Consider the following 17,461-nt stretch of genomic DNA (forward strand, 5'->3'; position numbering starts at 1 on the left):
TCCCTGTTTAAATCTGGAGGAGTAGATAGGTTTGCGACGGTTGGAATACAAACAGAGGAGAGGGAATTGTGCCGTGAGGCTCACCCCTCTCCCTGCCGAAACTCAGGCCTTCAGCGCCGCCGCTTCTGCCGCAAGCCGGGTAATCCCCGCCCAGTCGCCGGCTGCGACCATTTCCTTCGGCGCCACCCAGGAGCCGCCCACGCAGATGACGTTCGGCAGCGACAGATAATCTCTGGCGTTCTTCAGCGAAATGCCGCCCGTCGGGCAGAACAGCGTACCGGCAAGCGGTGAGGAGAGCGCCTTGAGAAGAGCGGCGCCACCGGCCTGCTCTGCCGGGAAGAACTTCAGCACCTGGTAGCCTTCCTCGCGCAAAGCCATGACTTCGCTGGCGGTCGCAGCGCCGGGAAGCAGCGGCACATCGGAATCGGCGGCGGCATCGAGCAATTCCTGCGTCGTGCCCGGGCTGACGATGAACTTCGAACCGGCTTCGACGGCGGCTTCCCAATGGGCGGCATTCAGGATCGTGCCGGCGCCGACTTCGGCGCCCTCGACCTCGGCGGCGACGGCGCGCACGGCATCGAGTGCCGCCGGCGTGCGCATCGTGATCTCGATCGCCTTCAGGCCGCCCGCCACAAGCGCGCGGGCGAGCAGCACGGCCGACTTGGCATCGTCGACGATCAGGACCGGAACGACCGGCTGGAGTTTCAGGATGGAAAGGAGCTTCTCTGTTTTCTCACCCATTGGTCGCGCGACCTCCTTGAAACGATGGCTTGAAACGATTGAATTGGTCCCGAATACCGCCCCGGCGGAACCTTGTCGAGGTAAAACCAATTCACATGACAAGATGGGTAGGAAATCCCTGGAAATTGGGCTACCGTGCCCCGATCGTCACAAAAGGTTCACCGGAATGGCGAAAGAGATCGAGCGGAAATTTCTCGTACGCAGCGATGGATGGCGTTCCGCCGTCGAGACGAAGTCTGTTCTGAAGCAGGGCTACATCGCCTCGATGGACGATCGTTCCGTCCGGGTGCGCACCCTCGACGGCAGGAAGGCGAGACTGACGATCAAGATCGGCCGCAGCGCCATCACCCGTGACGAATTCGAATACGACATCCCTGTCGCCGATGCCGAGGAACTGTTGCAGAACGCGATCGGCATCGTCATCGAGAAGACGCGCTACCGCGTTCCGCATGAAGGTTTCGTCTGGGAGGTCGACGTTTTCACAGGCGAGCATCGCGGGCTGGTGATTGCCGAGGTGGAAATGACGGCGGAAACCGACGATCCGGCCCTGCCCGCCTGGCTCGGCCGCGAAGTAACCGGCGATTTCCGCTATTCCAACCAGGCCCTTGCCACCGAATACGGGCACGACAGGCATGGCCTATCGCATTCGGCCTAAGGCCGATTTCACCAGCGAGTTCCGCAGCGCCGCGAGGGAACAGCTGGACGGTGCGATCGCACTGATCGAAGAACAGCCGGACGGCGCGCATGAGGCGATCCATTCCTTCCGCAAGAATCTGAAACGATTACGCTCGCTCTACCGGCTGGTGGCTCGCGAGGCGCCGGATTTCCAAGATCGCGAAAATGCCAGGCTGCGCGATGTCGCACGTTCGCTTTCGGCGATCCGCGACGCCAACGCCCTGATCGGCACCGCGCAATATCTGCAGCAGTCGGCCCGCGACCCGGAGGAGAGCGAGGCGCTCGGCCGTATCGTCGCCATTCTTGAAGGCCGCCGTGACTGGATGGCGAAAGCCGAAAGCGGCCTTGAACAGCGGCTGGCGGAAACCTCGGACGTTCTGAAGGCGGCGATCACCGCCCTGGATGCGGTCTCATTTAACGGTGGCCACCGCAAGAATGCCCGCAAGCTGGCAAAGAGCTGGCGCCGCACCGCCCGGAAGGCGCAGGCAGCGCTTGCAGCCTGCCACGGCGAGGCATCGGCCGACGACTTCCACAATCTGCGCAAACGCACCTATGATTATCGGCTTTATCACACCCTTTTGCGCGATATCTGGCCGGGCGCGATGAAGGCCAAGCGAGATGCCGCCAAAGAACTCGTCGAGGATCTCGGCCACATTCACGATCTTGCCGTCCTTTCCGAACTGGTCGAGGCCGAGCCGCAGCTCTTCACCCGCAACGACGACCTCGCCCACCTGCTCGACGCCATCATCTTTCGCCAGCAGGAAGACCGGCGCCAAGCGCTTGTCAAAGCCGAAGCCGTCTTTGCCGATGATCCCGACGAGGAAGCGCAGCGCATCGAGCTTCTCTGGCTGACGGCCGGCAGTTGAGAGGCGGCGTTATAATTTCAATTGCGCCAGCACCTCTGAAATATCGCAGGAAACCTATTGACCTCAACCAATCTTGAGGTCCTAGCCTCCGACGGTCGAAAAGCAGAGACCTGATCCGCGAGGAAGAAATGACCGCCGAAAATACCGCGACGCCAAAGCTGCTCGGACTCTACGAGACCCATCTGACCGTTGCCGATCTCCAGACCTCCACGGACTTCTACCGCGATGTCGTCGGGCTCGAACCGGCGGCCTTGTTCGAGGAGCGCAAAGTCGCTTTCCTCTGGGTGGATGACAGGAAGACCGGCATGCTCGGCCTTTGGGAAACCGGAACTGGGCCCCTGAAGATGCGGCTGCACATCGCCTTCCGCATGACCGCCGACGGCGTGCTGCAGGCGCCCGCCCTCCTCAAGGCAAAAGGGGTCGAGCCTCTCGGCTTTACTGGTGAGCCGGCAACGGAGCCGGTAGTTCTCGGCTGGATGCCGGCGTTGTCTATCTACTTTAAGGATCCCGACGGACACTCGATCGAATTCATCAGCATCCTCGACGACACTCCCGACCGAAGCTTTGGCGTGCGACCGTTTTCCGAATGGCAGGCGAAAGCGTAATCGCTCAAGCCAAGGCGGGTATCGGCGAAGGCAATTGCGCGAGCCGCCGATTTTCTGTATTTCCGGCCCCATGACCGACAGCCTGACACACACCAGCCCGTTCCTCGTGGCCGCACTCTACCATTTCGTTTCCGTGCCGCGCTTTGCCAGCCTGCAAAGCCCGCTGCAGGCGCTTTGCGAGGAGAACGGCGTCAAGGGAACGCTGCTTCTGGCGCATGAGGGCATCAACGGCACGATCGCCGGCCCGGACGCCGGCATTGGTGCCGTACTCTCCTTCCTACGCGCCCAGACGGAATTTGCGGGGCTGGAGCATAAGGAAAGCCGCGCCTCGAAAATGCCCTTCCTGCGCATGAAGGTGAAGCTGAAAAAGGAAATCGTCACCATGGGCGTCGAGGATATCGACCCCAACAAGGTGGTCGGCACCTATGTGACGCCTCAGGACTGGAACGCGCTGATCTCCGATCCCGATACGATCGTCATCGACACCCGCAACGATTACGAGACGGCAATCGGCACCTTTCGCGGAGCGCTCGACCCGAAGACGAAGACCTTCCGCGAATTTCCCGATTGGGTGCGCCAGAATTCCGGCCTGCACAACAAGCCGAAAATCGCCATGTACTGCACCGGCGGCATACGCTGCGAGAAGGCCACGGCTTTCATGAAGGCCGAAGGCTTCGACGAGGTCTATCATCTGAAGGGCGGCATCCTGAAATATCTCGAGGAAGTGCCGCAGCAGGAAAGTCTCTGGGACGGCGCCTGCTTCGTTTTCGACGAGCGCGTCTCCGTCGAGCACGGGCTGAAGGAAGGCGAACACAGGCTGTGCCATGCCTGCCGCAACCCGATCACCTCAGAGGAAATCACCTCGCCGCTCTACGAGGAAGGCGTTTCTTGCAGCCATTGTTACCACACGCGCACGGAAGAGGATCGGCTGCGCTACCGTCAGCGGCAGCACCAGATCGCCCTCGCCCGGAAACGCGGCCAGCGCCATATCGGCAGTTGAGTCGGAATCCTTTCCGGATCAACCTCATTTTACAGAATTCCGCGCCCGTCAGGCTGCGCCGAGGCGTCGGTGGCCTGCCGGCTCGGCGGCATGCAGCATCTCGGTGATCCGATCGGCCGTCATCGGTTTTCCGAACAGATAACCCTGCAGGCAATCGCAGCCGAAGAGGCGCATGGCAATTGCCTGCTCTTCGGTCTCGATGCCCTCGGCCGTCACCGGAATGTCGAGTGAGCGGGCGAGCGCTACGGTCGCCTGCAGCATCTCGCGCTGGCGCTTGTCCTCGTTCACCCCCATGACCAGCGAACGGTCGATCTTGATCCGGTCGAAGCCGAACTGCCTGAGATAACCGATCGAGGAGAAGCCGGAGCCGAAATCGTCGAGCGCCACCTTGACCCCCAGCGCCTTCAGCCGTTCGATCGACTGGCGGGTGCGCTGCGGATTCTGGATCATATAACCTTCGGTGATCTCGAGCGTGATGCGGCCGGCCTCGATCTCCGTCTGCTTCAGCACGTAGCGCACATAATCGGCGAAGGCGGGATTGCGGAACTGGCCGGGCGAGACGTTGACCGAGACGTTGAGTTCCGGCCATTGCTTGGCTGTCTCGCAGGCCTTGCGCAGCACAAACAGGCCGAGCGATTCGATGAGGCCGCTGGTCTCGGCGATCGGGATGAACACCTCGGGTGAAACAGGCCCGTGACCTGGACGGTTCCAGCGGACCAGCGCCTCGACGCCGGTCGGCGCATAGGAGGCCGCATCGATCAGCGGCTGATAGGCGAGCGTCAGGTCTCCGCTTTCGATGGCCATCCTGAGATCGAGTTCCAGCGCATTGCGCTGCTCCCGATCGGCATCCATCGACGGATCGTAGAGTGTCATGCGCGCGCGGCCGGCTTCCTTCGCCTTGTACATGGCAAGGTCGGAGCGGCGCACCAGTTCCTCGCGTCCTATCGTGCCGGCAGGCGACATGGCGATGCCGATGCTGGCCCCGACGACGACGACACGACGGCCGATCTCCAGCGGCTCGACGAGAAAATCGAGGATCTGCTCGGAAAGTTGCAAGGCCGCGGCATTCTCGCCATCCGAGAGAAAGGCGATCGCAAATTCGTCGCCGCCGATGCGGGCGAGGACCGCGCCCTGCGGAATGAGCACGTCGAGCCCGGCCGCAACCGCGCGGATCAACTGGTCGCCGGTGCCGTGGCCATAACTGTCATTGACTTCCTTGAAGCCGTCGAGGTCGAGATAGAGGAGCAGCACGTTGCGCTTGGTCTGGCGCGCCTCGACGACGAAGCGGTCGACGGCAAGCCCGAGACCGTCGCGATTGGAAAGTCCGCTCAGCCGGTCACGCAGCGCCTCCTCGCGGGCGCTGTTTTCCTCGGCCTTCAACCGGCGGCCGGCAAGCCAGCCGATGACCAGCAGCACCACGAAGAACAGCCCGACCAGGCCGAGCGCCTGAATGACCATCGGCCGCACCTGTGCGTAGCCGACATCACCGGGTGAACGCGAGGTCCAGACGAGTTTTTTGAGCGTTGTCCCCGCCGGATCGACGATCGGCACGAAGTAATCGGCCTCGAAGCTTGCCGGCGCCAGCCGCAGCCCGCCGATGACATAGGTCTGGCCAAGCGCGGCCACCCGGTCATTGTCGAGATGGCGGGCAAAAACGAGATAACGATGCTTCCCGGCGGGCATATCCAGCGCGCCGGATTTTTTCCGCACCAGGGCGACACCGACAGCGGCAACACCGCGTTTGGTGGTGACGAAACCGACCGCTTGGGGCGATGCGGCCGGGCCTGCCGCCTTCGCCGTCTCGAACAGCGTCCAGATCGACGGCGCGAAGAAATCCGCGAGCGGTTCCTCCATCGGCTTGCCGTCGCGATAAGCCATGATCGGCTTCTTCTCGTCATCGATGACGATCGCCATGTCGAAAAGCGCGCTGTTGACCGACATCTCGCCGTAATTGCTCACCGTCCAGGCCATGCCATCGGGCGCATAGACGTTGGCAGCGGCATCGTCCCAGGCGGCGTAATCGTCGAGCGTCGCGCCGAGTTGGTCCTCGAAAGTCTTCAACGCCCCGATCGTCGTTTCGCGCGAGCGCTCGTCATCGAGGAGATTGGAATTTTCGGCCACGCGTTCGAGCGCTGTCAGCACCATGATGGTAGCGACTGCGACGATAACGGCAAAGGAAAAAAGCACGCCGGTCACGGCGATGTGGCGGCCTATTCCCAATCCCTTGCTCTGCGACTTTCCGACTGTCTGCATTACAACTCCCTGACCGTCCGACTTTGCCAGTCAAGGGTTCAAAAACGTTTAAGCAACCACCTGTTGAAGATTTGCGAAGGCCTATTTCTTTGTGGAAAATTCAGGGAGCCCCAGCTAACCCGCCTTGTGATTGCCCTTCGGGAATTGCGTAGCGACGTCGCGATACCACTTGCCGCTCTTCTTCACCGTGCGCAGCTGGGTCTGATAGTCGACATGGACGAGACCGAAGCGCATGCGGTAGCCTTCCGCCCATTCGAAATTGTCCATTAGGCTCCAGGCGAAATAGCCGCGCATCGGATAGCCGTCCTTGATGAGGCCGGCCACGACATCGAGATGGTCGCCGAGATAGTCGAGACGCATCGTATCGTCGACCTCGCCATCGACGATACCGGTGTTGTCGCAGGCGCCGTTCTCGGTGATATAGCATTCCGGCAGTTCGTAGCGGCGGTAAAGGCCCTCGACCAGGAGCTTCAATCCCGGCGCATAGATTTCCCAGCCGATGTCGGTCTTGACGTCGCTTGCCGGCAGCGCTTTCACCGTCCAGGGGAAATCGCCCTTACGCTCGGCATCGTCGGTAACCCGCTCGGGCGTGTAGTAATTCAGACCCCACCAGTCGAGCTTCTGGCTGATGAGCTTCATGTCGCCGTCTTCGATGACAGGCATGCGGTCACCGAATGCGTCGACGAATTCCTTCGGATATTCGCCTTTGAAGACGGGATCGAAGAAGGCGCCGTTGTGGAACTGATGCGCACGTTCGGCGGCAGAAAGATCGGCCGGGCTGCCGGAACCGGGGATGATCGAGGCGGCGTTGAGCACCAGCCCGACGGGCACAGCAGGGGCTTCCGAGCGGATCGCCTCGACGCCGAGACCGTGGGCAAGGTTCATATAATGCATGGCGTGAAGGGCGGCCTGCATATTGCGCTCGCCCGGGGCGTGGATGCCGTAGAGATGGCTGAGCCAGACGATACACCACGGCTCGTTGAAGGTGGCGACAGCGTCGAGACGATCGCCGAGACGGTTCATCACCGTCTTGGCATAACGCTGATAGGCGTAGGCGGTCGAGCGCGCCGTCCAGCCGCCGTCGCCGGCAAGCAGCAGCGGCAGGTCCCAATGATAGAGTGTCGCGAAGGTCTTGATCCCGCGCGCCTTGCAGCCGTCGACCAGCCGGTCGTAGAAATCGAGGCCGGCCTCGTTCACCGGACCCGTGCCGTCGGGGATGATGCGCGGCCAGGCGATGGAGAAGCGGTAGGCTTCGACACCCATATCCTTGATGAGATCGAGATCCTGCTCCAGCCGGTTGTAGTGATCGCAGGCGACGTCGCCATTGTCGCGATTATAGACGCGGCCGGGCATATTGCAGAAGGCATCCCAGATGGAGGGCTTGCGCCCGTCTGCCTTGCCGGCGCCTTCGATCTGGAAGGCGGCGGTGGCGACGCCGAAGGTGAAATCGCCGGGAAGGCGGCCTGCAAGCGTCTTCGCATCGATCATCTGTAAATCCCGTCTCAGCGTGTGAATGGACCGTTTACGCTCGGATTTAGCCAAGCCGGAAAGCAAAGTACAGGCCCGGAAGGAGAAAAACTGTAACGTTACAGTCGGAGCATTGATCGGCACTGACTGCAGCGCTGCCTCACCCCGGCCCGTGGCGCTTTTCGCTCTGACTGCCCTCATAACGCGAATGTCAGCAGTCGTGACTTGCCGTCGCGCCTGTGATCGCGGACACAGCCAGGATATCGCAAACATGAAAGGAATCCGATGCTGTCTTCGATCCATCTGCTGCAGCCGCATCTGCTGAGCCTGCTGCGCATCGTCTCGTCACTTGTGCTGTTCAGCTACGGAACACAGAAGATCTTGCATTTCCCGGCCGCCGCCAGCGTGCCGCCTATGGGCTCGCTTTCCTGGATCGCCGGACTTATCGAACTCACCCTCGGTTTCCTGGTTCTGGTCGGTTTCCAGACCCGGATCGCAGCCTTCGTGCTCTCCGGCCTGATGGCTTTCGCCTATTTCATCGGGCATGCCTCGAAGGGCATCTACCCCGCGCAGAATGGCGGCGTCGCGGCGATCCTGTTCTGCTTCGTGTTTCTGTATCTGGTGGCGGCGGGTGCGGGACCGCTCAGCGTCGATAATCTGCTGAAGCGTGGCCGCACTGCTGCGGCCTGATCAGCATACGTGAAAACGCCGAGGCGGCTTTGAGCCGCCTCGGCGTTTTTCATTGGGCGACGCAGATCGGTAAAGTCAGACCTTGACCCAGGCGCCGTTCTTTTTCGACGACGCGACGCAAGCCTCGACGAAGGCCACACCCTTCACGCCGTCATCGACGGTGGGGTAGACCACCGCCTTGTCGACGGCCTTGCCCTGCTTGCGGGCATTGATCGCATGTGCAGCTTCCGTGTAAATCGTCGCAAAGGCCTCGAGATAACCCTCCGGATGTCCTGACGGCACGCGGGTGACACGGCCGGCAGCCGCGCCCGAACCGGCGCCGCCCCGGGTGATCAGCCGCTTCGGCTCGCCGAACGGCGTGTACCACAGATAGTTCGGGTCCTTCTGGGTCCATTCCAGCCCGCCCTTGCTGCCGTAGACGCGCACCATCAGGCCGTTTTCATGACCGGGCGCCACCTGGCTGCACCAGAGCATGCCCTTAGCCGGCTTCTCCGAACCCTTCGCCTTGAAGCGCAGCATGACATGGGCATTGTCATCCAGCCGCCGGCCGGGGACGAAGCTGTCGAGATCGGCCGCCAGGCTGTCGAGTTCCAGGCCCGATATGAAGGCGGCGAGATTATAGGCATGGGTGCCGATATCGCCTGTGGAGCCGCCGACGCCGGATTGCGCCGGATCGGTGCGCCAGGCGGCCTGTTTCTGGCCGGTCTGCTCGACCGCCTCGGTCAGCCAATCCTGCGGATATTCGGCCTGGACGACTCTTATATCGCCGAGTTCGCCGTTGGCGATCATCTCGCGCGCATGGCGGACCATCGGATAACCGGTGTAATTATGCGTCAGCACGAAGAGCGCGCCGCTTTCGTCGGCAATTTTCTTCAGCTTTTTCGCATCGGCAAGGTTGGATGTCAGCGGCTTGTCGCAGATGACATGGATGCCGCGCTTCAGGAATTCTTTGGCCGCGTCGTAATGCACATGGTTCGGCGTGACGATCGCCACCGCCTCGATGCCGTTCTTCAGCTTCGCCTCGCGGATCGCCATTTCGCGGTAGCTGGAATAGGTCCGCGATGGATCGAGGCCGAGGTCGCGGCCGGACTGAACGGCCTTCTCAGGCGTCGACGACAGCGCGCCGGCGATGAGATCGTACTGATCGTCGATGCGCGCCGCGATCCGGTGCACCGCCCCGATGAACGCGCCGGCGCCGCCGCCCACCATGCCGAGCCGGATGCGCGGTTCGCGGGTCTGTTCCGTTGATGCTTCTATTGCCATTGATTCCTCCTGAAATTTAGCCTGGTGCGGATGCGCGCCCCTCATCCGGCTGCCGCCACCTTCTCCCCGCAAGCGGGGCGAAGGGGATATGCCGCAGCGTCTTTTCCGCTCTCAACGTTTGGTCGGGCAAGTCCCCTCTCCCCGTTTACGGGGAGAGGGTTAGGGTGAGGGGCACCCACCAGATGCCCTGTTTAGGAAAGCCCCAGCATCCGCCGGTTCGCCGCCTGGTCCGTGCCGCTGCCGGCGAAATCGTCGAAGGCTTTCTCAGCGACGCGGATGATATGGGCGGCGACGAATTCGGCCCCTTCGCGGGCGCCGTCCTCAGGATGCTTCAGCGCGCATTCCCATTCGACCACGGCCCAGCCGTCGAAATTATTCGCCGTCATCTTCGAGAACACCGCACCGAAATCGACCTGGCCGTCGCCGAGCGAGCGGAAGCGGCCGGCCCGTTCCACCCAGCCCTGATAGCCGCCATAGACGCCCTGGCGCCCGGTCGGATTGAACTCCGCATCCTTGACGTGGAACATCTTGATGCGGTCCTTGTAGATGTCGATATTGTCGAGATAGTCGAGGCACTGCAGGACATAGTGTGAGGGATCGTAGAGCATGTTGGCGCGCGGATGGTTCTTCACCCGCTCCAGGAACATCTCGAACGTGATGCCGTCATGCAGGTCCTCACCCGGGTGGATCTCGTAGCAGACGTCGATCCCGTTCTCATCCGCATGGTTGAGGATCGGCGTCCAGCGGCGGGCAAGCTCGTCGAAGGCTGTTTCGACCAGGCCGGCGGGGCGCTGCGGCCAGGGATAGATGAAGGGCCAGGCGAGCGCGCCGGAGAAGGTCGCATGCGCCTTCAGCCCGAGGTTCTTCGATGCCGTCAGCGCCATCTTGACCTGCTCGACCGCCCATTCCTGACGAGCCTTGGGATTGCCGCGCACTTCGGGGGCTGCGAACCCGTCGAAGGCTTCGTCATAGGCCGGGTGAACGGCGACGAGCTGACCCTGCAGATGGGTGGAGAGTTCCGTGATCTCGATGCCGTTTTCGCGGGCCTTGCCGGCGAACTCGTCGCAATAATCCTTGGAGGTCGCGGCCTTCTTCAGATCGATCAGCTGGCTCGCCCAGGTCGGCACCTGGACGCCCTTGTAGCCGATATCGGCCGCCCATTTGGTGATCGCGTCCCAGGAATTGAAAGGCGCGGCATCGCCCGCGAACTGGCCAAGGAAAAGGCCGGGGCCCTTGATCGTCTTCATGTCAGATTCCTCCCTGAATATCGACCGTAAACGTTTCTGAAATGTTGTAGCACGCAATCTGGCGGGCGCAAGGCGCCTCCTCGCCCTTTATCTGCCGATTTGGCGCGAGGCCAGATGCGAATGGCTGCGAGCTAATCATGGCGGACTTTGGCGGGCAAGAGGTACGTGCAGCATTTTCGGCTGCGCGCCGAATGGAAACATGAAAACGCGCCCATCCTCTCGAATGGGCGCGCTCTGCAATCGGTGGATCAGAACGGCGAATCCGGGAAGTAGAAGTCCTTGGCATTGTCCTTGGTGACGAGCGTCGCGTCGAGGATGTAATTGCCGTGGACCGGAACCTGATCGTAAAGTGCCGCAGCCGTCAGTTCCATCGCCGTGCCGACCATTGCCGGCGGATAGAGAACATCGACCGGGATCAGCTTGTCGCCGTCCATGACCTTCTTGACCATGTCCTTGGAACCGGCGCCGGCGACGACATATTTGATGTCGGTGCGCTTGGCCTGCTCGATCGCCTGCAGAACGCCGACGGCCATGTCGTCGTCCTGGCACCAGACGACGTCGATCTTCTGGTACTTGGTCAGATAATCCTGCATGACCTTGAAGGCATCGTCGCGGTTCCAGTTGCCGTATTGGCGGTCGAGAACCTTGACGTTCGAGCCGGCAATGCCCTTGTCGAAACCGTCCTGGCGCTGTTGGTCGATCGGGATCGGCAGACCCCGGATGATGACAACTTCGGCATCCGGCGTGGTGTCCTTGATGTACTTGCCGGCGACTTCGCCGAGAGCCGGGTTGTTGCCGGCGACATAGAGGTCGCGCACGGAATTGTCGTTGCTCGACGGCGCACGGTCGACGAGCGCGACGAACTTGCCCTTGCCCTTGACTTCCTTGATGGCGTTGACGAGCGGATCGGGATCCGACGGCAGGATGACCAGCGCATCGATGCCCTGCGTGTCGAGATCCTGCACGGCGTTTGCCTGGCTGGCGGCATCCGGCGAGGTCTTGACGATGACGTTGAGACCAGGATGTTCGGCCATCAACTTCTTGGCAATACGCTCGGCATGGAACACGACGCCAGAGGTCCAGCCGTGATCGGCAGCCGGAATGGAGACGCCGATGGTGAATTTTTTATCCTGGGCGTGAGCGGCGCCGGCGAATGTCACCGCCGCAACCGCCAGGCCCAACATCAATTTACGCATGCTGTTTCCTCCCAATAATCAGGGACTTTTCCATATCGGGACCGGACGCCCTGTAAGCCCGATCAATTTCCCGGCCAAAAGCGGCCGGTCAATTCATGATTTGCGCACCAGCGAGCGCTGGACGAACATAGCGATGATGATGATCGCACCCTGGATGGCGCCGATCAGATACTCGCTGATGAAATTCGAAAGCAGCATGATGTTGCCGACGAGTTCGAGAATGAAGGCGCCGCAGATCGTGCCCCAGACCCTGCCGGCACCGCCTTTCAGCGCCGTGCCGCCGACAACGACCGCCGTGATCGCCTGCAACTCCCACAGGATGCCTGTCGTCGCCGATGTCGAGCCGAGACGCGGAACATAGAGCAGCACGGCAATGGCGACGCACAGGCCCTGGATGACGAAGGCGATCGTCCTGACTCGGTTGACCGCGATACCGGAATAGCGGGCGACATCGCTGTTCGACCCGACTGCGACGACATGGCGCCCGTAGCGGGTGCGGTAGAGAATGAAGGCCGCAACCGCCGTCACCGCCAGAATCACCGCAATCGGCACCGGCACGCCGGCGATCGTACCGAAATAAGCCGGACGATAGAGCGTCTGGATATCGGCGGAACGCAGGGTGATCGCACCGCCCTGCGACAGCCATGTCGTCAGGCCGCGGTAGATGCCCATCGTGCCGAGCGTGGCGATGAACGGCTCGATCTTGCCCACCGTGGTGATCAGGCCATTCGCCAGGCCGCAAAGCGAGCCGGCAACCATGGTGAAAACCACAGCGACCGTCAGCATCAGCGCCGGGTTTTCAATGGCGCCCGAATTCATCAGCAGGATCATCAGGCTGGCGACGAAGGCCACCATAGAGCCCACCGACAGATCGAGGTCACCGGCCGAGATCACGAAGGTCGCGCCGACGGCGATGATGGCGATAAAGGCGCTGCGCGTCGCGACATTGGCAAGGTTGGTGATGCCGATGAAATTGGGATTGACCAAGGCTCCGACGATCAGAAGCAGCGCCAGAGCGACGAAAGGTGCGACCGCACGCAGATCGACATCCCGCCAGGATCGGCGCCGGATCTCCCTGGTCTCCTCGTTGACACTCATTTCCAAAACCAACCTCCCGTCCCATCTTTTTTGGGCATCTTGTCTGTCCGCTTCGGCCCTCAGGCCGCCGCCTTCTTCTTCAGCCCGGCGGCGTAACGCATGATCTCCTGCTCGGAGATCTCATCTCCTTCGAGCACGCCGACGATGTGCCCTTCGCGCATCACCACCACCCGCGTGCAGAGGCCGATAACCTCCGGCATCTCCGACGAGACGATGATGATCGAGCGGCCGTCCCGGGCGAGCGCCGAGATGAAATGATAGATCTGCTGCTTGGTGCCGACATCGATGCCGCGCGTCGGCTCGTCGATGATGATGATGTCGGGCTCGGTCTCCATCACCTTGGCGAGCAGCAGCTTCTGCTGGTTTCCGCCCGACATCCGGCCGACGACGATATTGCCGTCGCGAACCCTGATGTCGAAACGGCGCTTCGCCTTTGCCATCGCGGCCGCTTCACTGCCGGGGCTGAGATAACCTCGGCGGGAATGCCTTCCGAGCGATTGCAGCGTCAGATTGGTGACCATGCCGGAGCGCAGCAGCAGGCCCTTCGACTTGCGGTCCTTGGTCATATAGGCCAGCCCGCAGCGATTGGCGGCGTGCACGTCGCCGGAAGGAACCGTTTCGCCCTTGATGATCACCTCACCCTCGAGGCGGGTCCGCAATCCGGCGATCGCTTCCATCAGCTCGGTGCGGCCGGAGCCGATCATGCCGGAAAAACCGATGATCTCGCCCTTGCGCACCTCGAAGCTGGCATCCCTGACATAGCCCGTCGACACCGAGGCGACGCTCAAGACGACCTCCTCGTCGACATCGGGCTCGACCTTGGCCGGATAGAGACTGGAAAGTTCGCGGCCGACCATCAGCTGCGCGATCGATTCTCCATCCAGAATGGATGTCGGCGACGTCTTGATCCATTGGCCGTCGCGCAGCACCGTGACGCGATCGGTCAATTCCATCACTTCGTCGAGCTTATGCGAAACGAAGACGAAGCTGGTGCCCTGATCGCGCAGTTTGCGGACCTGCCTGAACAGCATGTTGGTCTCTTCCCGCGACAAGACGGCGGTCGGCTCATCCATGAAGACAACCCGCGCATCGCGGCTGATTGCCTTGGCGATCTCGACCATCTGCTTGTCGGCGATGGACAGCGTGCTGATCAGCGCATTCTCATCGACATGCGAACCGAGCACATCGAGAATCTTGCGTGTCTCCGAGCGCATATATTTGCGGTCGAGCACGCCGAAGCGGGTGACTTCGCGCCCGAGGAAGAGGCTCTCCGTCACGGTCAGATGCTCGGCGAGATTGAATTCCTGGTGAATGATGACGATGCCGAGCGCCTCGGCAGCGCCGTTGGGCGGCAGGACGACAGGCTTGCCGTCAAGCAGGATCTCGCCGGAACTCGGCTGTTCGAAACCAGACAATACCTTGACGAGCGTGGATTTGCCGGCGCCGTTTTCACCCATCAACGCATGGATTTCGCCGGCGCGGAGATCGAAATTGACGCTGAAAAGCACCTGAACGCCGCTGAAGGATTTGCATATACGCCTGGCGGACAGCACCACGGGTGCGGTGTCGGCGATCTCCACGGTCATCATGCCCTCCCCCAAGAGCGCCTTGCATCCGGCAGAACCTGCCGGAGCCGCTCCATCACCTTGAACTAGCGCACATTCCCATTCTGAAAACCGCTTGCTGTTTTCGGGTGCTGTGCGCTGCGGCTCCCGTCCGCTTTGGAGTTTATGTAAACCTTTACATCAGGCATGTAAAGGTTTACATGGTGGATTTACGCAGATCCGTTGAAGCCTGCCTTTGACCTGTCGACAAGTCTGTGTAGTGTCGCGGCGAAGACAGCCCAAGGCAGAGCTCAGTGTCGAATTCCACGCCCGCAACAATCGAAGACGTCGCCCGGATCGCCGAGGTCTCCATCGCGACGGTGTCCCGGGCGATCCACATGCCGGAGAAGGTCGCCAACTCCACCCGTCTCAAGGTCAACCAGGCAATCGCCGTCACCGGCTACACCACCAATGCCATGGCCCGCAGCCTGAGGCTCGGCCGCTCCAATATGATCCTCGTCGTGGCGCCCGACATCGGCGACCCCAATTTTTCCAACATTCTCGTCGGGCTGGAAAACGAGGCGCGCGCGCATGGCTACGGCATCCTCATCGGCCATACCCAGAACGACGCCCAGCGCGGGCTCGAATATTTGAAATTCCTGAATTCCAACCAGGCTGCCGGGCTGATCCTGTTCACCGGCATTCTACCCTTCGGGCACCAGACGATGACGGCGCGGCTGCCGCCGAGTGTCGGCGTTTTCGAGCCCGTCTTCAACGGCGGCATTCCCTATGTCGGCGTCGACGATACCGAGGGCGCCCGGAAGGCAGTGGATCTGCTGCTGGCCGAAGGCCATCGCAAGATCGCCTTCATCGGCGATTCGCGCACCCGGCTTGCCTATAGCAGACGCCGCATGGGTTACGATGCTGGCCTCGACGCCGCCGGCGTCCCGCCCGACATGAGGATCGTGCTCGAAGGCGACGGCACGATCGAAAGCGGCCGGCATGCGGTCGAACAGCTTTTCATGCGCGACACGCTTCCCACAGCCTTCATGTGCGTCAACGATCAGACGGCGATCGGCGTCATGGTCGGCCTCGGCGCCCGAGGTTATGACATTCCAAGGGATTTTTCGGTGACCGGTTTCGACGACGTGCCGCAGGCCGTCTTCATATCCCCGCCGCTGACGACAATCCGCCAGCCGCGAACGGCGATCGGCAAACAGGCGATGGCGCTGCTGCTGGAGCTCCTATCGGATGGCCGGCCGACCGAAACGGAAATCCTGCTGAGGCCGGACCTGGTGGTCCGAAACTCCGTCTCCGCACCGTCGCGCAACTGGTTGAAGCGCTGAACAGAGACATAGCCGGCTACAAAAATTGCGCCGGCGACCGCTGGCCGCCGGCGCGCTTTATCAGACGTAACGGTTGACGACGTTCTCGAGCAGTTCCTGCTTGCCGGATCTCGGCTGCGGGTTGACGTCCTTGGTCTCGACCCAGCTGGTGATCTCATCCAGCGAATATTCGCCGCGGAACAGCTTCTGCGCCTCGGCGGATTCCCAGCCTGCATATCGATCGGCGAGCGGCTGCGACAGAGCCTTGTCCTCGATCATCCTGGCAGCGGCCTTCAGGCCGCGGGCGCAGCAATCCATGCCACCGATATGACCGATCAGCAGATCCGCCGGATCGAGCGACTGGCGGCGCAGCTTCGAGTCGAAATTGGTGCCGCCGGTCTTGAAGCCGCCGCCTGCCAGAACGTGATAATAGGCGAGCGCCATTTCGGGAACGTTGTTGGGGAACTGGTCGGTATCCCAGCCGGACTGGTAGTCGTTGCGGTTCATGTCGATCGAGCCGAAGATGCCAAGCGCATTGGCAAGCGCCAGCTCATGCTCGAAGGAGTGACCGGCAAGGATCGCGTGGCCCTGCTCGATATTGAGCTTCACCTCGTTTTCAAGTCCGTGCTTCTTGAGGAAACCGTAGACGGTTGCGACGTCATAATCATACTGGTGCTTGGTCGGCTCCTGCGGCTTCGGCTCGATCAGGATCGTGCCCTTGTAGCCGATCTTATGCTTGTATTCGACGACGAGGTTGAGGAAGCAGCCGAGCTGGTCGAGCTCACGCTTGAGATCGGTGTTGAGCAGCGTTTCGTAGCCTTCGCGGCCGCCCCAGAGCACATAGTTCTCGCCGCCGAGCTTCTGCGTCGCGTCGATGCAGGTCTTTACCGTCGCGGCAGCGAAAGCGAAGACATCAGGATCGGGGTTGGTCGCAGCACCCGACATATAGCGCCGGTTAGAGAAGAGGTTGGCCGTGCCCCAGAGCAGCTTGGTGCCGGTTGCGGCCTGCTTCTCGGCGAAATAGTCGACGATCTCGTTGAGGTTTTTGGTGTTCTCGGCAAAGTTTTTGCCTTCAGGACGCACGTCGGCGTCGTGGAAGCAGTAATAGGGCGCGCCGAGCAGCGAGAAGAATTCGAAGGCGACGTCGGCCTTGAGCTTGGCAGCCTTCATCGTGTCTTCGAACCAGGGACGCAGGAAGGTCTGGCCGCCGAAGGGATCGCCGCCCGGCCAGGTGAAGGTGTGCCAATAGGCCACCGCAAAGCGCAGATGGTCTTCCATGCGCTTGCCCATGACGATTTCATCAGGCTGGTAGTGGCGGAAGGCCAGCGGATTGGTGCTGTCGGGGCCTTCATATTTCACTTTTTGGATATCGCCGAAAAATCCGGTGCTCATATTGGGTCTCCTTGGGTTCGTGTCTTTTCGAAGTTCTGAATTGATGGTCTACGCCAGAGGCCCCTCATCCGCCTGCCGGCACCTTCTCCCCGAGGGGAG

The 17,461-nt window shown here is 61.6% G+C and carries 15 protein-coding genes; 6 read left to right on the plus strand and 9 right to left on the minus strand.

Annotated features, from left to right (window positions below; genetic code table 11):
* Positions 1-102 precede the first annotated feature (102 nt).
* Entirely contained in the window at positions 103-741 is a 639-nt protein-coding gene (locus AF337_RS28355) for a 2-dehydro-3-deoxy-phosphogluconate aldolase (protein WP_049734767.1), read from the minus strand.
* Between the two features lie 166 nt (positions 742-907).
* Here AF337_RS28355 and AF337_RS28360 point away from each other — a divergent pair, with 166 nt between their 5' ends.
* The 4 genes from AF337_RS28360 to trhO all read left to right on the plus strand — a co-directional run bounded on the left by AF337_RS28360 (position 908) and on the right by trhO (position 3,887).
* Positions 908-1,396 (plus strand): CYTH domain-containing protein, encoded by a 489-nt coding sequence (locus AF337_RS28360; RefSeq protein WP_049734768.1) that lies wholly within the window; start codon positions 908-910, stop codon positions 1,394-1,396.
* Complete coding sequence (locus AF337_RS28365; RefSeq protein WP_049734769.1) at positions 1,374-2,282, plus strand: CHAD domain-containing protein; 909 nt, start codon at positions 1,374-1,376, stop codon at positions 2,280-2,282. Before AF337_RS28360 ends, AF337_RS28365 begins: the two co-directional genes overlap by 23 nt.
* A 128-nt stretch (positions 2,283-2,410) precedes the next feature.
* A complete protein-coding gene (locus tag AF337_RS28370) occupies positions 2,411-2,887 on the plus strand; it encodes a VOC family protein (RefSeq protein WP_049734770.1) in 477 nt (158 codons plus the stop codon).
* A gap of 70 nt (positions 2,888-2,957) precedes the next feature.
* A complete protein-coding gene (gene trhO, locus AF337_RS28375; RefSeq protein ID WP_049734860.1) occupies positions 2,958-3,887 on the plus strand; it encodes an oxygen-dependent tRNA uridine(34) hydroxylase TrhO in 930 nt (309 codons plus the stop codon).
* Positions 3,888-3,935: 48 nt separating this feature from the next.
* Here trhO and AF337_RS28380 read toward each other — a convergent pair whose 3' ends face one another.
* Positions 3,936-6,140 carry a bifunctional diguanylate cyclase/phosphodiesterase gene (locus tag AF337_RS28380; RefSeq protein ID WP_049734771.1) on the minus strand — a complete coding sequence of 735 codons (2,205 nt, stop codon included), beginning with the start codon at positions 6,138-6,140 and terminating at the stop codon, positions 3,936-3,938.
* A 114-nt stretch (positions 6,141-6,254) separates the two neighbouring features.
* Positions 6,255-7,628 (minus strand): GH1 family beta-glucosidase, encoded by a 1,374-nt coding sequence (locus AF337_RS28385; protein ID WP_049734772.1) that lies wholly within the window; start codon positions 7,626-7,628, stop codon positions 6,255-6,257.
* Positions 7,629-7,892: 264 nt separating this feature from the next.
* On the opposite strand from AF337_RS28385, the gene AF337_RS28390 reads away from it, so the two are divergent.
* Entirely contained in the window at positions 7,893-8,297 is a 405-nt protein-coding gene (locus tag AF337_RS28390) for a DoxX family protein (protein ID WP_049734773.1), read from the plus strand.
* 75 nt (positions 8,298-8,372) lie between these two features.
* Here AF337_RS28390 and AF337_RS28395 read toward each other — a convergent pair whose 3' ends face one another.
* The 5 genes from AF337_RS28395 to AF337_RS28415 form a co-directional block, all read right to left on the minus strand.
* Positions 8,373-9,560, minus strand: a complete 1,188-nt coding sequence (locus AF337_RS28395; RefSeq protein WP_049734774.1) for a Gfo/Idh/MocA family protein — start codon at positions 9,558-9,560, stop codon at positions 8,373-8,375.
* Between the two features lie 191 nt (positions 9,561-9,751).
* Positions 9,752-10,807 carry a sugar phosphate isomerase/epimerase family protein gene (locus tag AF337_RS28400; protein ID WP_049734775.1) on the minus strand — a complete coding sequence of 352 codons (1,056 nt, stop codon included), beginning with the start codon at positions 10,805-10,807 and terminating at the stop codon, positions 9,752-9,754.
* A gap of 248 nt (positions 10,808-11,055) precedes the next feature.
* Positions 11,056-12,003, minus strand: coding sequence for a substrate-binding domain-containing protein (locus tag AF337_RS28405; protein ID WP_049734776.1), 948 nt, complete (start codon positions 12,001-12,003; stop codon positions 11,056-11,058).
* Positions 12,004-12,096: 93 nt separating this feature from the next.
* Positions 12,097-13,101 carry an ABC transporter permease gene (locus AF337_RS28410; RefSeq protein ID WP_049734777.1) on the minus strand — a complete coding sequence of 335 codons (1,005 nt, stop codon included), beginning with the start codon at positions 13,099-13,101 and terminating at the stop codon, positions 12,097-12,099.
* Between the two features lie 59 nt (positions 13,102-13,160).
* On the minus strand, positions 13,161-14,687 hold the full coding sequence (locus AF337_RS28415) for a sugar ABC transporter ATP-binding protein (RefSeq protein ID WP_049734778.1): 1,527 nt from the start codon (positions 14,685-14,687) through the stop codon (positions 13,161-13,163).
* Between the two features lie 272 nt (positions 14,688-14,959).
* Between AF337_RS28415 and AF337_RS28420 the strand changes: the two genes are divergently transcribed.
* Positions 14,960-15,991: a LacI family DNA-binding transcriptional regulator gene (locus AF337_RS28420; RefSeq protein ID WP_049734779.1), complete on the plus strand. Its 1,032-nt coding sequence runs from the start codon at positions 14,960-14,962 to the stop codon at positions 15,989-15,991.
* Between the two features lie 60 nt (positions 15,992-16,051).
* On the opposite strand, the gene xylA is transcribed toward AF337_RS28420, so the two are convergent.
* Positions 16,052-17,362, minus strand: a complete 1,311-nt coding sequence (gene xylA / locus AF337_RS28425) for a xylose isomerase (protein WP_049734780.1) — start codon at positions 17,360-17,362, stop codon at positions 16,052-16,054.
* Between the last annotated feature and the right edge of the window lie 99 nt (positions 17,363-17,461).

The organism is Rhizobium ecuadorense (assembly GCF_001187535.1).
In the GTDB taxonomy this organism is placed as follows: Bacteria; Pseudomonadota; Alphaproteobacteria; order Rhizobiales; family Rhizobiaceae; genus Rhizobium; species Rhizobium ecuadorense.

What these genes read in the sequence shown, in the direction of transcription:
- AF337_RS28385 (WP_049734772.1), bottom strand. Translation starts at nt 7,628, where the DNA reads ATGATCGATGCGAAGACGCTTGCAGGCCGCCTTCCCGGCGATTTCACC.
- AF337_RS28380 (WP_049734771.1), bottom strand. Translation starts at nt 6,140, where the DNA reads ATGCAGACAGTCGGAAAGTCGCAGAGCAAGGGATTGGGAATAGGCCGC.
- AF337_RS28355 (WP_049734767.1), bottom strand. Translation starts at nt 741, where the DNA reads ATGGGTGAGAAAACAGAGAAGCTCCTTTCCATCCTGAAACTCCAGCCG.
- AF337_RS28395 (WP_049734774.1), bottom strand. Translation starts at nt 9,560, where the DNA reads ATGGCAATAGAAGCATCAACGGAACAGACCCGCGAACCGCGCATCCGG.
- trhO (WP_049734860.1), top strand. Translation starts at nt 2,958, where the DNA reads ATGACCGACAGCCTGACACACACCAGCCCGTTCCTCGTGGCCGCACTC.
- AF337_RS28365 (WP_049734769.1), top strand. Translation starts at nt 1,374, where the DNA reads ATGGCCTATCGCATTCGGCCTAAGGCCGATTTCACCAGCGAGTTCCGC.
- AF337_RS28390 (WP_049734773.1), top strand. Translation starts at nt 7,893, where the DNA reads ATGCTGTCTTCGATCCATCTGCTGCAGCCGCATCTGCTGAGCCTGCTG.
- AF337_RS28370 (WP_049734770.1), top strand. Translation starts at nt 2,411, where the DNA reads ATGACCGCCGAAAATACCGCGACGCCAAAGCTGCTCGGACTCTACGAG.
- AF337_RS28405 (WP_049734776.1), bottom strand. Translation starts at nt 12,003, where the DNA reads ATGCGTAAATTGATGTTGGGCCTGGCGGTTGCGGCGGTGACATTCGCC.
- AF337_RS28415 (WP_049734778.1), bottom strand. Translation starts at nt 14,687, where the DNA reads ATGACCGTGGAGATCGCCGACACCGCACCCGTGGTGCTGTCCGCCAGG.
- AF337_RS28410 (WP_049734777.1), bottom strand. Translation starts at nt 13,101, where the DNA reads ATGAGTGTCAACGAGGAGACCAGGGAGATCCGGCGCCGATCCTGGCGG.
- AF337_RS28400 (WP_049734775.1), bottom strand. Translation starts at nt 10,807, where the DNA reads ATGAAGACGATCAAGGGCCCCGGCCTTTTCCTTGGCCAGTTCGCGGGC.
- xylA (WP_049734780.1), bottom strand. Translation starts at nt 17,362, where the DNA reads ATGAGCACCGGATTTTTCGGCGATATCCAAAAAGTGAAATATGAAGGC.
- AF337_RS28360 (WP_049734768.1), top strand. Translation starts at nt 908, where the DNA reads ATGGCGAAAGAGATCGAGCGGAAATTTCTCGTACGCAGCGATGGATGG.